This window comes from Spirochaetia bacterium 38H-sp, assembly GCA_039023545.1.
Taxonomy (GTDB): Bacteria; Spirochaetota; Spirochaetia; order Winmispirales; family Winmispiraceae; genus Rarispira; species Rarispira pelagica.
The window spans coordinates 141,024-157,666 of the sequence record JBCHKQ010000003.1 but is presented as its reverse complement, the minus strand read 5'-3'; the positions used below and the strand labels follow the sequence as shown (position 1 = coordinate 157,666).

The window sequence follows — 16,643 nt, the reverse complement described above, 5'->3', positions numbered from 1 at the left end:
CATGCTATTCTCCTTGTGTATGTAGTGCAAGAACCACATCCGTACCCGTCAGCATAAATAGGGTATCACGGGTATGACGTCCTTTGTAGATGCTTGCATAGTATATGGATGATGATAACACTTTTCTCAGGTAATGTCTTGTCTCACGTATAGGCAAAGCTTCTAGCCACAATAAAGGTGGCAAATCTTTATAAGAACTCATCCACAGGTTGAGCCTGGAAGGCCCTGCATTATATGCCGCAAGTGCATACATAGGAAGCTTAAAGCGTTCTATCAATCTTGCCAGGTAGGAGGTACCTATTGCTATGTTATAACCCGGAGCATTGAGATTGCCTGGAGAAAGCCCAATTTTTTTCCTTTCTTCTTCTGCAGTATCCGGCATAAGCTGCATAAGCCCCATGGCTCCCGCATGGGAATTGATAGAAGGTGTAAAAAGACTCTCTTCCCGCATGAGGCCATACACAAGAAAAAGAGGCACACTTCTCTTTTCTGCTTCTTCCGATGCTATGGACACATATGGCATAGGATACATAAGCTCTTTTACCACTGGCAAAGATAACCTTGTACCCTCATCATGTATGTCGGATAAAAGCCGTATGGCTTCCAGATAATTACCGCTCAAGCTGAGCTTTTTTGCAGCAGAATAAAGCACATCCGGGCTTACTCTTTTATAAAGCCTATCTACCCACAAAATAAAATCTGGAAGAAAAGAGAAAGAAAGAGCTGTTTTTAAAAACGCATCGGCATCAGGATCCGTATAAGCCTCATTATCCGTGCGCAAGCCTGTGTAGTAATCAAGAGGATTTCTATTTGGATATGCAAGAAGAAAATAATACGGATGCACATGAGAATCCGATGCAGCTTTCTTTAACACCTCTCTAAGCTTTTTTGCAAAGCTATCCGACAAATCCATAAAATCCGCACCTGCAGCTTGAAGAATGACAGAAGAAAGCAAAGCAGCATGCCTTGGAGACAAAGAAAACTCAAGTTCTGAATAGAGGCGGACCAAAGAATACCATTTTTTCTCACGGATAAATACAGAAATAAAATCATCAAGCTCCGGGGCAAAAATATCAGTAGAGAACAATCCCCCTCCAGAGGCAGAATAAAGGACATTCTTCTCCGTAAGATAAGAAAGAACATCAAAAACAGCATCATCCGATATTCTTATGGCATTGGCAAAAAGATACCACGCTGCACGTTCTATTACAGCGGTATCCCTCTTGTCCGGTAACAGAGAAAGCTGATAATCAAGAATATCCTGCCATACAGCCGTAGAAGCTCTGGGAGCACCAGAAAAGCGGTACAACCTTGCAGCATAATCCAGAAGCTCATAAGAATAATCAGAAACAGAGGAAGAAAGCTTGTAAAAATACTCTGCCCCTTCACTCAACCTACCATAAAGCCTATAAGCCCTGTAAAAATCATAGAGAATAACAGGAGAAAACATAGGAGCAGTACTTGCATATCTCTTATAATAACTTACAGCAAGAGTATAATTCTCCATCTTAGAATAATATACGGCGCGGGAAAGAAGCCCATAAGCAGATGTCTCAGGCAGAGAAAAAGGCTTAAAAAACAACCAGAAATCAGCCGGAATATTATCGGAAGAAACAGTAAATAAAACATCTATATAATAAGCAAGCTTTTTATCATAACTGTCTTCAAGAGCAGCCCTCGCAATAGCAGCCCACACATAAGAAGAAGAATCATACCTGCGAGACAAAAAAGAATCCAGAAACTTACGATTTCCACCTCCAGTTCTTGCCCAAGCCTCAAAAAGAGCAGAAGCATAAAAAGAAAACTCCCCAGAAATAAGCATATTTTCTCTTATATACTTATCAACAATAGAAAAATCTCCCTTTTCTCTTGCGATATCAACAATAGCCTCCAGAGCAAAATAACGCGCAGTAGCAAGCTCAGATTTCTCTGCCGCATAAGAATAAGCAATAAGAGCCCCGTCCCTATGCCCCTTATCCTCAAGCACAGCTGCGGCAAAAAAAGCCCCTCCTGGAGCAGCCTCCTCCATCTCCCTTGCTAAAGACATATAAGTATAAGGTGCAGGCAAGTCTAAAGAATCAGAAACAGCCCAAGAAACAAAATCAGAAAAAGGCTTCTGATAGGAAGTATCATCGGAAAGACATGAGAACAACAAAAAACAAGAAAGCAAAAGCCATAACAATCTCATAGACAAAGATTAACAAGAAAAAGAAATTTTACCAGCCCCCGAGAAAGAATAAAAATAAAATTTAATACCGAACGCGCAGGGACGCATAGCATCCCTGCGCTGCCTCCGGCTAAAGAAAAGAAAAACTCATAAAAGCAAACTTACAATAACAGGAAAAAAGAAAGCAGAAGAGGAAAAAACTATAGGAGGAGCAGGCTCACTGCGCAAAAAAACAACATAAACCAGATAAGCTATTGCAAGACAAGCAGTAAGCGCAAGAAGAACACCAGCAAACAATAAAACCCAGTAAGTCCACGGACGTGACTTTTGCACAGTATCATCCTCCCACTCAGAAAAATCCCCTGCATCCTCAACATCTCCTCTGACTACCATCTCATCCACAAGAGCATCTTTCTCTTCTGCAGACAACATATCTAGATCTGGCATAGAATACGAGGAAGAATCATCAAGAAAAACCTTGAGCCTAGATACAGAATCCCCACAGGAAAGACTGGTAAAAATGGTGCCATTACGCAGTAGCATCTCCACAATAGCCTCATTACAAGAAGACTCAACAGTAAGAGACCCAAGATAACGCTCCTCAGACTCAGAACGCAGAACAACAGACACAACTATACGCTCCTGATTCTCTCTGACTGGAGAAATAACAAGACGCTTAGCCCCGCCAGAACACTCATCCAAAACAGGGAAAAATTTTCCATCGGCAAGAAATATACCAATCATCCTGATTTTAGACTAAAACCAAGAACAGGATTTGTCAATGCAAAACAAGATTTTTATAAAAACATAAGACAATAAATATAAGCATTATAGTATTTTTACACTGAGTCGCCATTATTTGCCCAGTTTAATCGCAACAAGATTGACAGTAAAAAATATAGAAACTATATTAGCCTTTACCAGGCAGGAAACGGAAGACGGTGAAAATCCGTCGCGGACGCGCCACTGTAATCGGCTTTTTGCAGGCAAGTCACTGTCCACAGGATGGGAAGGCCCCTGCTGTATTGCCGGAAGCCAGGAGACGTCCTGCCAAGGAGCAAAACTGCCTCGCGATTTGGGCAGGTATGCGCATACTCTTTGGAAAAAAGTACGCGCCGGCGAGGTATTGCTCCTGATATCATTATAAGGAGCATTTATGGAAACACACGTAATCGGCTTTCCAAGAATAGGTCCCAACAGGGAGCTAAAAAAAGCCCTGGAATCATACTGGAAAGGGCAAACAACAGAACACCAACTAAAAGAGATAAAAAACAAACTTATCTCAGAAAACCACAAAACACAGGCAGAAGCAGGATTAAGCCTTATCACTGCAGGTGATTTCTCCTTGTACGACCATATTCTGGATATGGCTTTTAACCTGGGGCTCATACCGGAGAGATTCCAGAAAACAGGTCTACAAGACACAGAACTCTACTTTGCCCTTGCAAGAGGATACAAAAGAGAAAACACCCCTGCACAGGCCATGCTCAAGTGGTTTGATACCAATTACCATTACATAGTACCGGAGTTTGAAAAGAAGTCTGTCATAAAACTAAAAGAAAAAACACACATAGAAGAACAAACAGAGCTGGCAAAAAGTAACGGATACAGAGTAAAAGCAGCAATTCCCGGACCAATAACCTTTATAAGCCTGAGCACAGAAACAGACATCTGCAAATGGGATTTTGCAGATGACATAATAGAAGCATACCAAGAATTATTATCTAGATTAGCCGGCAAAGCAGAATTAGTACAATTGGAAGAGCCCATACTTGCAACAGAACTTACCAGACAACAAAAAAACATATTCCAAAAAGCATATGATATATTAACAAAAGCAGAAAATCGCCCCCCTATAATGCTTACAAGCTACTTCGGACTCAGGGAAGAAAACACAGAAATATTCTTTTCATCAGAGACAGAATATTTGCACATAGATCTTTGCAGAACAGACTACAGAAGACTGCTAAGCAAAAACATTCCTGACAATACAAAATTGTCAGTAGGAATTATAGACGGAAGAAATATATGGAAAACAGACCTCAATCAGGCACTTGGAATAATACAAAAAATAGAAAACAAACTGGGAAGAAACAGACTCCTTCTCTCGTCAAGTTGCTCCCTTATACACGTACCCGTTAGCTTAAGAACAGAACACCTTCTGGAAACCTACCTTAAAAATAGTCTGTCATTTGCAGAAGAAAAATGCAGAGAAATAAGCCTTCTTGCATCGATGTTAGAAGGCAAAGAAGATAAAAACATAATCAAAGAACATCAATCACATATAAAAGAAAGATTGCAGCACCCTGCAAGCAGAATAGAAAGTGTAAGGAAGAGGATAAAAGAACTCACAGAAGACATGTTCTCCAGAACAAAACCTTTCGAAGAAAGAAAAAAAATACAACAAGAATATCTTAATCTTCCACTATATCCAACCACAACAATAGGTTCATTCCCACAGACAAAAGAGATAAGAAAACAGAGACAGCTCTATAAAAAAGGAGAAATAAGCAAGCAGGAATACATACAATTTATAAAACAGCAGATAAATAGAATAATAAAGGAACAGGAACAAATAGGTTTGGATGTGCTTGTTCACGGAGAACCAGAAAGGAACGACATGGTGGAATACTTTGCAGAACTATTGCCAGGCTACTGTACAACACAAAACGGTTGGGTACAAAGCTACGGCAGTAGGTGTGTTAAACCGCCTATAATACACGGTGACATATACAGAAGCAGAAGCCTTTCTGGAGAATGGATAAAATACGCTCAAAGTCTGACAAAAAAACCAGTAAAAGCCATGTTAACCGGCCCGGTAACAATGCTCAAGTGGAGCTTTGTGCGAGATGACCTGTCAATGGAGGAAGTCGCATATCAAATAGCACTTGCGCTACGCGACGAAACCAAAGAGATAGAAAAGGAAGGAAGCACAATAATTCAGATAGATGAACCTGCAATTAGAGAAGGACTTCCCCTGGAAAAAGCAGAAAGAGAAAAATATCTAAAATGGGCAATAAAAGCATTTAGACTTGCAAGCTCGGGGGTAAAAGACAGCACACAAATACACACCCACATGTGCTACAGCGATTTTGCTGAGATAATAAATTGGATAGCAGAGATGGATGCAGATGTCATCAGCATAGAAGCCTCAAGAAGCAAAATGGAACTTCTAAAAACATTTGAAGAATATCAATATCCCAACGATATAGGACCCGGAGTATACGACGTTCACAGTCCGAGGATTCCTACAACAGAAGAAATAAAAAAACTAATAGAAAGAGCAGCAAAATACATAAAAAAAGAAAAGCTATGGATAAATCCTGACTGTGGACTTAAGACAAGAGATTGGGCAGAAGTGATACCAGCATTAAAAAACATGGTAACTGCAGCACAAGAAATGAGAAAACAATAGTACGGGTAACATAATATATCTTTTGGAGCTGCCTAGCAGCTCCTTTCTTTTTAGATAAAAACTTTTCTTGACAAATAAAGCAAGCCTTTATAAGGTAAAGACAGGTTACAGCTAAGTTGAGGTTTTAATAGTGCAGCACAGAATACAACAGAGCAAAAAAAACTCCTCTTTTCTGGATTCGGCAAAAATAAGACAAGCCATAGAAAAGAAAAAAGATATTCTCATAGAAACAGAAAAGAACATCATCCCATACCCTGCGTATTTCTTTAGAAACAAAAAAAATAAAATAAAAAGAGAAGGACTGCTTGTAACATGGTCAGAGACAAGAATAATAGACTTGATAAAACAGGCCAATACCAATAATGACAGAACATTCACATTTATAGGGGGGAAGACAAGCCCGCGTAAAGAAGCAGGAGCACTAAACTTTCCCAGCAAGGCAGTATGCGGAACAAATACGAGAATAATAGACCATATACGACGGGAGAATCTATCTTTGGAAGATGTGGATACTCTGATCATAGAAATCCCCGATAAAGACAATGAAAGTCTGGAGCCATTTTTTGCAGACATAGAGTTTATCATCTCAAAAATCCCCTCAAAACCCAACATCATTGCAATCAGCAGCAATATAGAGAAAGCAGAAAACCAGCTCAAAAAACTATCTTTGCATCCCCAGATAATTAATCTATCCATGTGGAAAAAAAGCAGAACAGAAAACATAATCATTGAGACAGAAGATAAAAAACAAGATAAAAGCTTTATAGTGTCTTCTCTTATTTTGGCATATGGCTTAAAAAAAACAATATGCTATGCAGAAGAAAATCTTGTAGAAAAAATCGCCAAAGAACTCACAAGACTTGGTATTGCCACAGGAACTATTCTTAAAAACGATGTAAAATCAAAAATAGAAAAAAATGTACAAAAATTCTCTTCACTAGAAATAGAAATACTAATAATAGAAGAAGGCCAGGATTTCCCTCCCATATACACAACACAAGCCATAATATTTACATCCCCCCCAAGTATTAAAAACTATAACCAGGCAATAAACTGTCTAAGCCCGAGGACCCCAAGCACATTTGTTTTTATATTAAGCAACTACATAACAGACAATAATATAGAAGAGCTTAAAAAAAAGGTGGTGACTGATATGAAAAAGGAAAACATCCCCAATATAGAACAGGTAATATCCGGCTTTTTGGGCAGGTTAAAGGAACATATAAAAGAAGAAGATACGGAAGAACTCGAAAAATACAAAAAACTTTTTAAAAAGAATATACCTCTAAACATGAGATCCTATGTGTCCGGCTTTATGTTAAAAACAATACTTCAAACAAAAGATATAAAAATAACACCTATGCAAGACATATTTATAGGAGCAGGAAAGAACAGAAAAATCTTTCCCGGAGACATAAAAAATCTCCTCATAAGCCTAGAAGGTGTAAAAGAGAGTGACATAGGAAACATAAGAATAATGGATAACTATTCCTTTGCAGAAGTAAACGAAACCATAATTGACAAAGTCGTAGAAAGCCTTAACGGCATAGAGTTTAAAGGCAAAAAACTTACAGTAAATTACGGTAAGAAAAAATTATAGATAAATAAAGTCAAATACTATTAAAAAATCTTACCATAAGAAGAATAATAATATATAATTGGACAATCATACCCAAAGTAAATACAACTATAGCAGAAACCAATAGCAAGCTGCCTTTTAGTCTATATCGCTTTATATAATCCTCCTCTTTTAGATTCCTAAACTGCATCTCAAAACTATCGATATCCATTTTTATTATATGCTTTTTTCCCTTTAGCCAAAGCTTTCTAAAAAAATAATAAAAGAATACAGCAGGAGGGAAAAAAACACTTACAGGAAGTCCTGCAAGAGCAAGAGAAATTATTGCAACAGGAAAGTTGGATTGTATAACAACAAGACCGTATAAAATCAGAATACTCATACCTATACCAAGAGATAATAATGTAACAGGGTTCCATAACTCGTTAAAATAACGTGACTTTGCAATGACATAGGGTACAAAATCTTCTTTTCTTCCAGAAAAGAGAATGAAAAGACTTTCCTTACTTCCGGACAAGTGATAATTCCCTTCTTTCAATACAATTTCACCTGAAACGTAAACCTGTAATCCCGTAAAAAGCCCCTCCATCTCTGCAGGAGAAAGCTGTTTTATATTGTTCTTACATGAAAGAAGGTCATCATCAATTGTTTCCAGAGAATAGATTGGTATTATGCTCGTATCAATCCATAAAATATTGTCATCTATATTTACCCATAAGATGCTATTCCTTACAATAGATTCCAGCCTGCCAAATTTCCTTATAAATACTCCATCGCTTATTTTATCCGAAGGAACAACAGACAGAGAAGCAATAAACCTCTTCCTAAAATTATTCCAATTATAATGAACAATTATGGCAGAAATACAAGGAATAAGAATATAAAATAAAAAAAACACAAGAAAAGGACGGATAAAACCCATTATGGAATATTCCTCCAATATATTGTATCGTAAATATCATGGTAAAAAAGATAGTATCAGGTCAACTGGGATGTAACAGTTACATATATATTGATGAAAATAATAATTCTCAGTACATAATAGATCCCGGGACAGAGCCAGATAAGATAATTGATTATATCGATACATCGCTTAAAATCAGAGCAATAATATGTACTCATGGGCACCTTGATCATATAGCGGGCTTAAATTATCTAAAAAGTAAATTAAAAGAAATAACAAACATAATACCACCGGTATACATAGGAGAAGAAGATTCTATTTTTATATCCGATAAGGCAGAAGAAATACATCGTAAGTTTTTTGCTAAGATGGGCATCGATTATGAGAATCTAATATCTCACAACATACAACTCATGTCAGAACATGTAACAGTAAAAGAAGGCAGCAAAATCGACAACCTTACCATTATCCATACACCTGGTCATAGCCCTGGTAGTATCTGCATATATTCTAGACAAGAAAAAATACTGTTTTCTGGAGACACTCTCTTTGATATGAGTATAGGAAGGACAGATCTGCTTTTTTCCAATCCCCAAGAAATATTCTATAGCCTGGCAAAATTATGTAGACTTCCGGAGGAAACCATTGTATACCCAGGACATGGAGAAACAACTACAATTGGAAAAGAAAAGGAATATAATTCGTTTATCAGGCAGATATATTAACAAGAACAGCACTAGCCAACTCTTTTGTCCCCGAAACCATTGGGTTTGCAAAATTCTGTACAGTTTCCGCATGCAAGCGGGATTCCATCTCCTTGACCATTGCATCCAGAATTGGGGACGGTAAATCCTTCCTAGGCTTTACTGGGGCTTCCTTATGAGAAATTTTACTAAACCTTTCTATAAGAACATCCAGCATCTGTAGTTTATCAAGAGAAACTCCCTGATCATCAGATACAGCAGGAATACCTATAACATTATTAAGCCTTATCATCACAGGACCTGGTGACTTCACAGGTACAGTAACAGGCAATGCAGAGGAAAATGAATTAAGATACTTTATAGCTGGTAATCTTGTAACAGGAATACTATGTAAAATCATAGTTCCTCCTGCGTTTTTTATCGGAATCACAGGAGGAAGCTTTATATTTTTATTATTTTAACATTATATATTTAATTTTTTCTTTCTTTCCTGTTCTTTTTGACAATCAAGACAATACAAAGCATAAGGAATAGCTTCCAGTCGTTCTTTGGGAATAGGCTTGCCGTCCTTGAGACAATAACCATACTTCCCATTCTCTATTCTCGCCAATGCAGAATCTATTAGATTTAACCTTCTTAGCTCGTGTCCTTCCAAAGAATTGAGTATTCTCCTGTCTATATCCGCAGAAGCAATATCAACAAGATCTTTATCCTCTGTGTTATTAAGAAGCTCTTCAAGCTCCTCGTTTTCCTGTGCAAGATTAGAAAGAATTTCTTTTTTGAGCTCAAAAAGTTTATTCTTCATCTCCGCTATAAAAGCTTTATCCAAGGGAAACCTCCTATCCTCTTTTGGCGACTTACAATGCAATAAAAGAACCAAAAAGTCAATACAGTTTATTTTGAGAACATAGAGTTATGCTTGACAAATTTTAAGTCATTACGGTATAGTAAGTTTACACTAATAATAGGAGTTTTTGTGGCAAAAGAAGAAGCAATAGAAGTAGAAGGCATCGTAAAAGAAGCTCTTCCCAACACTATGTTTAGAGTAGAGCTTGAGACCGGACATACTATACTCGCTCATCTATCCGGTAAAATGAGAAAATATTTTATAAGGATTGTTCCCGGAGATAAAGTAAAAGTTGCTCTCTCTCCTTATGATCTAACTCGTGGGAGAATAATTTACAGAGAACGATGACGTATAAAAGCACACACTGCACCACTTCCCCCGAGTTCTCGGGGTGCCTGTAAAATCTTACCTATGTAGGGTGAATCTTGCAGATATTTATAAACCAGTTTTTTAAGAATAGGTTCGCGATTGGAATGCAGTCCTTTTCCGTGTATTATCAATATTTGTAGATATCTTTTTTCATAAGCCCTTTTTATAAATTGCGCAAGAAGTCGCTCCGCTTCTGTGGAAGTGTAGCCATGTAAGTCCAGTGTGGCTTGAGGTCTGATTTTTCTCTTTATTCTCTCATATAATTTTTTCTCTTTGTCTGTTTCTTTTTCTTTCATTACAGAATTATCAGGAGCATACAGATCAAGAGCTTTTTTCATGATGTCTTTTTTAGTTTTACTCTGTAGTTTTTCCCACTTTTCAAATATATCAGAAAATGATTTTTCTGCCATCTTTTTCTCCGTCTGGTATAATACGTTTTATCATTTTTTCATCAACCCACCCTTCAATACCATAATTATTTTCTATAAGATAGAAACCATTATGCAAATACCTTATAAATACGCCGGAACCTTCTTTTAAAAGATATTCTTTTTTTGTTTCGGAATCAGGAATTTTATAAACACTCGAATTTTCAAGAACTATTGCATATGCTTCATTCTTAAGCAAAGAAGGGTACAGACAGAAGGAAAGAGAAGTAATAAACACCGTAGAAAATATCAATATAAACACAAGATATATCTTTCTTTTAATAAAATAATATATAAAAACTAAAATATAAAGAACATAAACGGATAAAAACATTATTCCAAAAGCATTATCCACAGGATACGGAACATATAAGCTTTTAAATGATAAAATATTGTTAGTAGATTCTATATGCTTCACAAGAGCTTCCGCCTGAGGAAAATTGGGAAAAATAATCTCAGCTCTTTTAAGAAAAAATAAGGATCTTCCTATCTCATGTTTTTTGTTATATATTACTGCCGCATTATATAATAGTCCTGGACTTTCCTTTTCTTTTAGCGCAGATAAGTACAAAGAAAGAGCTTCCTCGTATTTTGCTTTCTGTTCAAGCAAATAAGCTTTGTCTATTTTGTTTTTATCTATCCCCTCGTATTTAAAAAAAATAAAAATCAGCAATATACCAACTATCATTATAAAAACAGATAAATAAGGTTTTTTTATAACAAGGAAAATAAACAATGCCAAGATTCCCACCAGAGCAAGGAATAAATATAAATGTGTAATATAAGCTTTTCTGTCCATGTCGGATACGGATTTATAGTCCAAAAGTTCAAAATCCTTTTCCACGGTGTCTACGGGTCTTACAGTGAGAAATACTTTTTTGCCTCCCTTTCTTTTTAATTCTCTTTTTTCAGGAGAAAAGTAAATAAAATCAGGCAAATCAAGCTCAATACTTCCTGTCTTAAGAGGCTTAAACTCTATATTACGTGTTCTCCAACCTTTATATCCGGCTATATCCGTGACAACATTACTATCTTCCCACTGTTTTGTAATTATCATATCGTCAGTAAGTATCTCCGGAAAAGAGATATAAGGTATATTTCCCGTACCAGAAATTGTCATACGTAGAGAAAATGTAGAATTTTCATCTATTACTATCTTATCCATGTCATAATAGAATTCTAACTCCCCTACGGCCCCAGTCTGAGATATCTCATTGGGAGAATCAAGAACAGTTATGTCCATAGGACCTAATTCTTCTGTCACACCATCCAGACTTATTTTTACTTCCGGAAGACTTATGTCATCAAAGGCTGTAACAATAAAACTTCTGACGGGTATATCAAAAACAGATATATCACCAACCTTATTTTCTACAAAATCATGGAAAAAAGCAGAAGGCTCTATAAAAACACCTTTGAAATCACCAATAGATACATTATAAGGAACAAGAAGTTTATCCATATTTTTTACATACAGAACTAGAAAAAAACTTTGACCTTTATAAATCTTATCAGGCACTTTCCACTCAATATCAAAAGATACTTTATTTATATCACTAATATAGGAAACCTCAACAAGCAAAGGTGATGTTTTTAACTCTATATTTCCCGATACAATTGTAAATGGCGACAAGACCCTTCTCCCAGAACGAACTCCCTGGAAAGTATATCTATAACGCCAGAAATCTTTTTTCTGTCCATTGCTTTCTTTTTTTACAGGACTTATATACGGACCTGATATTCTGCTGAGTATATCAGGAAATTCAGGCTCTTTTATCTCCGGAGTTATACCTTCTACACGTTCTACATACAAATCAAGTATGAGTCTGCTTGCTCGTTTTATACGTGTATCTGACAACTCCACAAAAGCATCAAGTGATAACAGATTAAAACACGATAACAAAAAAGTTATAAGTATTACCAATCGTTTGAGGTGTTTACATCCGGTGTAAGCTCTCCCGATTTCCACCTGTCTTGCTCCTTTTTCTTAAGATACTGTAGAATATATGAGTTCTCTGACCTTCTTGTCTTTTGCTTCTTATTTTCTACATCAGCAGAAGATGTGGTTCCTGATATTGCTATCAATCGCTGATATGCAAGTTCCAAATTTATTTTTATGTCCATATCTGCCGGGGAAATTTTTAAAGCCTGTAAAAAATATGTATAGGCTTCTTGATACTTCCCACTATTATAATAATATAGACCTATATTATATAAGGCAGAAACCTTTATAGCAGCATTATCAGATTTCTCAGCTTCCAGCCATTTTTTAAGAGATTTTTCCTGGTCCAATGCCTGATATATTACACCTATATTATACGAAAGCATATGATAGTCAGAAGTGATATTTTCTATATCCAGATACGATAACAATGCATCCTGATAATCCCCTCTTGTAAACGCCAGGTATCCTCTGGTCATCATATAGCTTTCTTTCGCAATCTGACAGGATGGGAAAATACATATTAAGGAAAACAAAATAATAAACTTAAATGATGCCCTTATATATTTTGCCATTTTATTCCTCTTATAAAGGCATAGAGAATCATAAAAAGGAATCCTAGCATAGAAAATATATAATACCTTTTTGCAGGAACAAGTCTTATGCCATTTTCTGTGATATCAGCTTTTTTGGAGATAGATGCAACCACTTGAGATACCGCCTTGTCAGAATTAACTTCTATATATTGGCCTCCCGAAGAAGTAGCTATCTGCATTAGAACCTCTTTATCAAGCTTTGACACAACTACTTCTCCCCTGCTATTTTTTAGTACAGAGCCATCATTATTTTCGAGAATACTACCCTCTTCTGTCCCCACACCAATGGTATATACTATTATTCTATAATTGATAGCTTTTACAATGGGAGAAGCATAATCTCCGGAAAGACTTTCTCCGTCAGAAAAAATGATTACTATCTTTTTCCTATTGCTTTGTGATGGGAATGCATTTATAGCAGCACTCAATCCTTCTGCAATATTAGTTCCTCCCGATCTAAACAGAGATGGAGAAAGATTCTTTATGGCTTCCTGTGCTCCTGTTTTATCTTGAGAAACAGGAAAGACCACACTCCCCTTTCCTTTAAAAGCAACAACTCCCCATCTTGCTGCAGGTATAGAGTTTACAAAGCCTATGGCAATCTCTTTTGCAACAGCCAATCTACTGTCTCCTATATCTTTTGCCAACATACTCCTTGAAATATCAAAGGCAAGAACAACATCAAGATTGCTTGTAAGTTCTGCTTCTGGTCTCATTCCCCAATATGGCTCAGAAAAAGCAAAGACAAGAGAAGAGAAGGCAAGAAGAATAAAAGTATTTAATACAAATTCTCTTGCTATATAAATTCCAGCATTTTTACCTTCATCTGATTTTTTATTGAGTTGCTTTATAGTTTTCCATGCATACACAGAAGATAAAAACAAAATAAATGCCAGCGGAATAATTGCCAGCAAGAGGTAAAGCCTATAGGGAAAAACAAAGTTCACAACACCTCCCTTAAAACAAGTCTGGACAAGAATAACCAGAAAGAAAAAGCGATTAGAGAGTAAAAGATAAAGTCATAATGTATATCCCTTTTGCTTATAACATATTTTAATTCCTGCTTATCAGAAGAAAGAGAAGCAATACGTCTAAAAATATTTTTTATATAGTTCTGAGTATATGCTGAGAAAAAAGCCCCTCCGCTTATAGAAGATATTTCCATAAGCAAGTCCTTATCAAAACCTTCTTCCAGAGTGCCGGAATACCTAGTTCCCGTAGAGGGGTCAACTATATCCAGTCTAACAGGTTTATCACTGCCTATCCCAATAGCATATATAGGTATGCCCATTTCTCCTGCAAGAGCAGCTGCTGTCTCTGGGAATATTTCTCCTGCTGTATTTTTTCCGTCAGTCACAAGGATAATCGCTTTATAAGAAGACTCTACCCCAGAAAGATGCAGAAGCGCTACTCCTAAGCCCATTCCCAAGGCAGTTCCATCACCAAGAGAGAAGACACGCTTTTCGCTTAATTTATCCAAAAGGAAATTCCTATCAAGAGTAGGAGGAACATCCAGCACAGCATCGTTTCCAAAGGTTACAAGACCAAGGGATATTCCAGGATATTCTGAGGCAAAATCTTTTATAACCTGTTTTGCAATCTCAAATCTGGGCTTACCGGGAACATCCATTGCTCCCATACTGGGTGACACATCCAAAGCTATCATTATGACAGGAGGTGTATCGGATACTGTCTTCTTATTATCTGTTATATATGGACCTGCCGTAGCAAGTATGGCAAACAAGATAGCAGAGAAAAAGCTTATAACCGACATATAATACAAAAAGGCATATAGAAACCCTGGCTTTATTCCACACTTTTTATTCCAAAAGGAAAATGGAAAACTTACAAAGCTGCCTTTACCATACTTGAAAGTATATAACAATATAAAAGCTGCCGGAATAAGAAGCCATAAAAACACAGGATTGGAAAAACCTATCATGAGGAATATCCCTCTATAAATTGATTATCAACAATTATCTTATGTTTTTTAATTATGTCACACAGAGTATCAAGTGCTGCCAGACACTCAGAAGAACTAATATTTTTGTGAGCAAATTTTACCATATCAGAAGAAAGTAGTATGGTTCTTATTTTTTCCGGTTCTATATCTATCTCTTTTCTTTGTACTTCACAGAGTATCTCTCTACTGGTCATGGCGCTTATATCAAGAAGAAAGAACAAAGCCATAAATTGTCTCAGTGTATCCACAAGGATATCAAAGAAAGTTCTTTTTTCTATAGTTTCTATTTGCTTTCCAAGCTTATTTAATCTGTAAAGCATCGTTTTTCTCACAAAAAAAAGCTTTATATAAATAAAAAGTCTTTTGATAATGCGAAACCTGTCCCGTACCAGAGATAATAAAAGCAAAATAAAAATAACAGAAAAAACTAAGAAAAACACTATAAAACTCTTTGCCCTACCTGATATCATAACAGGTCTGTATGGTTCTGGCTGGGTATGTCCGAGCGAATATAAAGAGGTAACAATCACCTCCTGTTCTTCCAATGTATAGTCGCCAAAGGATATGGAAGGTATATAATGTCTTCCTGGTTGATATGGTACAAAGATTATAGAAACGATAGTATGTGAACCTGTTTTCTTTTTTTCTATGGATTTTATAAGCCCCCAATCCAGGGTCGGTATGCGAGCCTCTTCCATATTTTGCTCATCAAGTCCGGATATAAGAAGTCTGAGCTCAACAGTATCTCCTACATAAAATTCGGCCGGCAGGAAATTTCTGCTTATTATTTCTTGTTGGGCAAATAAGAAGAACGGAGCCGCAAAAAAAACTATAAGAATCAATCTTCTCATAGTCTCTTGCCCTTTCTTATGGAAAAGAATCTTTTTATTTCTTCTACAGGGTCACTTTCTGTTGATATTTCAAACAAAGGAATTCTATTTTTTCTGCTTTCTTCCGTAAGAAGAGCAGAACTGTTCTCCCATTCTTTTGTATAGGAATTTTTAAAATACTGAGAAGCACCGTGAGCAAGTAACTTTTCTCCTGTTTCCGGATCTTGCAGTTTTACAAGTCCTGAGAAAGGAAGCTCATAATCAGTCTTATCTGTCACTCTTACAAGCATGAGGTCATGGTGTGCCTTAAGAAGGAAAAGATCTGATAGAAATCCGTGGCTTCTAAAATCGGATATCAATATGCACATACTCCTTCTTTTCAATAATTCTCGTGCTGTTTTTAATGCAAGGCTTATATCTGATCCCTTTTTCCCGTGACCATGCTGAGAGAAGTTTTTTATAAGTGCAAGGATATGCGTCTTCCCTTTTCTGGGACTTATACTGTGATGAACAGACTCCCCAAAGAAAAGCGCTCCTACCTTATCTCCGTTTTCCAGTGCCGCAAGAGAGAATATAGAGAATAATATTTCTGCCATTTCCGACTTGGTATATATACCTGTACCGGATTGCATGCTAAGAGAGGAGTCAACCAGCAGAAACAGGTTGAGCTCTTTTTCTTCTCTAAAGACTTTTGTATGAGGTGTGCCAAACCTGGAAGTCACATTCCAGTCTATATGTCTTATATCATCACCAGGAACATAATCCCTAACTTCCTGAAAATCCATCCCCTGTCCTCTGAATAGGGATTTATAATTACCTGCATAAAGTCCCTGTATTATTATATCAGAGAAAAGAGAAAGCTTTTTTAATCTAGCTTTTAAACGATAGGGATCCATGTT

At 36.7% G+C, this 16,643-nt stretch carries 16 protein-coding genes and 1 riboswitch; of the genes, 4 read left to right on the top strand and 12 right to left on the bottom strand.

Going from position 1 to position 16,643, the window contains the following annotated elements; translation table 11 throughout:
* Positions 1 to 4 precede the first annotated feature (4 nt).
* Together WKV44_07495 and WKV44_07490 are read right to left on the bottom strand one after the other, a co-directional pair.
* A complete protein-coding gene (locus WKV44_07495) occupies positions 5 to 2,188 on the bottom strand; it encodes a lytic transglycosylase domain-containing protein (protein ID MEM5948386.1) in 2,184 nt (727 codons plus the stop codon).
* A gap of 126 nt (positions 2,189 to 2,314) precedes the next feature.
* The gene (locus WKV44_07490) at positions 2,315 to 2,911 is read right to left on the bottom strand and encodes a hypothetical protein (GenBank protein MEM5948385.1); all 597 of its coding nucleotides are present in this window, start codon (positions 2,909 to 2,911) and stop codon (positions 2,315 to 2,317) included.
* A gap of 150 nt (positions 2,912 to 3,061) precedes the next feature.
* Positions 3,062 to 3,234: riboswitch (cobalamin riboswitch) on the top strand.
* 89 nt (positions 3,235 to 3,323) lie between these two features.
* Between WKV44_07490 and metE the strand changes: the two genes are divergently transcribed.
* On the top strand, positions 3,324 to 5,582 hold the full coding sequence (metE, locus tag WKV44_07485; protein ID MEM5948384.1) for a 5-methyltetrahydropteroyltriglutamate--homocysteine S-methyltransferase: 2,259 nt from the start codon (positions 3,324 to 3,326) through the stop codon (positions 5,580 to 5,582).
* A 130-nt stretch (positions 5,583 to 5,712) separates the two neighbouring features.
* Positions 5,713 to 7,182, top strand: a complete 1,470-nt coding sequence (locus WKV44_07480; GenBank protein MEM5948383.1) for a DEAD/DEAH box helicase — start codon at positions 5,713 to 5,715, stop codon at positions 7,180 to 7,182.
* Between the two features lie 10 nt (positions 7,183 to 7,192).
* Here the strand turns inward: WKV44_07480 and WKV44_07475 are convergent, their stop codons facing one another.
* Positions 7,193 to 8,083, bottom strand: coding sequence for a hypothetical protein (locus tag WKV44_07475; GenBank protein ID MEM5948382.1), 891 nt, complete (start codon positions 8,081 to 8,083; stop codon positions 7,193 to 7,195).
* Positions 8,084 to 8,121: 38 nt separating this feature from the next.
* Here WKV44_07475 and WKV44_07470 point away from each other — a divergent pair, with 38 nt between their 5' ends.
* Positions 8,122 to 8,790, top strand: coding sequence for an MBL fold metallo-hydrolase (locus tag WKV44_07470; protein ID MEM5948381.1), 669 nt, complete (start codon positions 8,122 to 8,124; stop codon positions 8,788 to 8,790).
* Here WKV44_07470 and WKV44_07465 read toward each other — a convergent pair.
* Together WKV44_07465 and WKV44_07460 are read right to left on the bottom strand one after the other, a co-directional pair.
* On the bottom strand, positions 8,774 to 9,169 hold the full coding sequence (locus WKV44_07465; GenBank protein MEM5948380.1) for a hypothetical protein: 396 nt from the start codon (positions 9,167 to 9,169) through the stop codon (positions 8,774 to 8,776). The genes WKV44_07470 and WKV44_07465 overlap by 17 nt on opposite strands.
* A gap of 63 nt (positions 9,170 to 9,232) precedes the next feature.
* Positions 9,233 to 9,598, bottom strand: coding sequence for a TraR/DksA family transcriptional regulator (locus WKV44_07460; GenBank protein MEM5948379.1), 366 nt, complete (start codon positions 9,596 to 9,598; stop codon positions 9,233 to 9,235).
* A gap of 147 nt (positions 9,599 to 9,745) precedes the next feature.
* Here WKV44_07460 and infA point away from each other — a divergent pair, with 147 nt between their 5' ends.
* Positions 9,746 to 9,964 (top strand): translation initiation factor IF-1, encoded by a 219-nt coding sequence (gene infA / locus WKV44_07455; protein ID MEM5948378.1) that lies wholly within the window; start codon positions 9,746 to 9,748, stop codon positions 9,962 to 9,964.
* Here the strand turns inward: infA and WKV44_07450 are convergent.
* Genes WKV44_07450 through WKV44_07420 form a run of 7 tightly spaced genes read right to left on the bottom strand, consistent with a single transcriptional unit; the run spans position 9,949 to position 16,640 of the window.
* Positions 9,949 to 10,395 carry a Smr/MutS family protein gene (locus tag WKV44_07450; protein MEM5948377.1) on the bottom strand — a complete coding sequence of 149 codons (447 nt, stop codon included), beginning with the start codon at positions 10,393 to 10,395 and terminating at the stop codon, positions 9,949 to 9,951. The genes infA and WKV44_07450 overlap by 16 nt on opposite strands.
* On the bottom strand, positions 10,373 to 12,382 hold the full coding sequence (locus WKV44_07445) for a hypothetical protein (GenBank protein ID MEM5948376.1): 2,010 nt from the start codon (positions 12,380 to 12,382) through the stop codon (positions 10,373 to 10,375). Before WKV44_07445 ends, WKV44_07450 begins: the two co-directional genes overlap by 23 nt.
* Positions 12,331 to 12,930 carry a tetratricopeptide repeat protein gene (locus WKV44_07440; GenBank protein MEM5948375.1) on the bottom strand — a complete coding sequence of 200 codons (600 nt, stop codon included), beginning with the start codon at positions 12,928 to 12,930 and terminating at the stop codon, positions 12,331 to 12,333. Before WKV44_07440 ends, WKV44_07445 begins: the two co-directional genes overlap by 52 nt.
* Positions 12,915 to 13,898 (bottom strand): VWA domain-containing protein, encoded by a 984-nt coding sequence (locus tag WKV44_07435; protein MEM5948374.1) that lies wholly within the window; start codon positions 13,896 to 13,898, stop codon positions 12,915 to 12,917. The genes WKV44_07440 and WKV44_07435 overlap by 16 nt, the downstream gene beginning before the upstream one ends.
* On the bottom strand, positions 13,895 to 14,893 hold the full coding sequence (locus tag WKV44_07430) for a VWA domain-containing protein (protein ID MEM5948373.1): 999 nt from the start codon (positions 14,891 to 14,893) through the stop codon (positions 13,895 to 13,897). The genes WKV44_07435 and WKV44_07430 overlap by 4 nt, the downstream gene beginning before the upstream one ends.
* Positions 14,890 to 15,765: a hypothetical protein gene (locus WKV44_07425; protein MEM5948372.1), complete on the bottom strand. Its 876-nt coding sequence runs from the start codon at positions 15,763 to 15,765 to the stop codon at positions 14,890 to 14,892. Before WKV44_07425 ends, WKV44_07430 begins: the two co-directional genes overlap by 4 nt.
* Positions 15,762 to 16,640, bottom strand: coding sequence for a DUF58 domain-containing protein (locus tag WKV44_07420; protein ID MEM5948371.1), 879 nt, complete (start codon positions 16,638 to 16,640; stop codon positions 15,762 to 15,764). The genes WKV44_07425 and WKV44_07420 overlap by 4 nt, the downstream gene beginning before the upstream one ends.
* Positions 16,641 to 16,643: the final 3 nt, after the last annotated feature.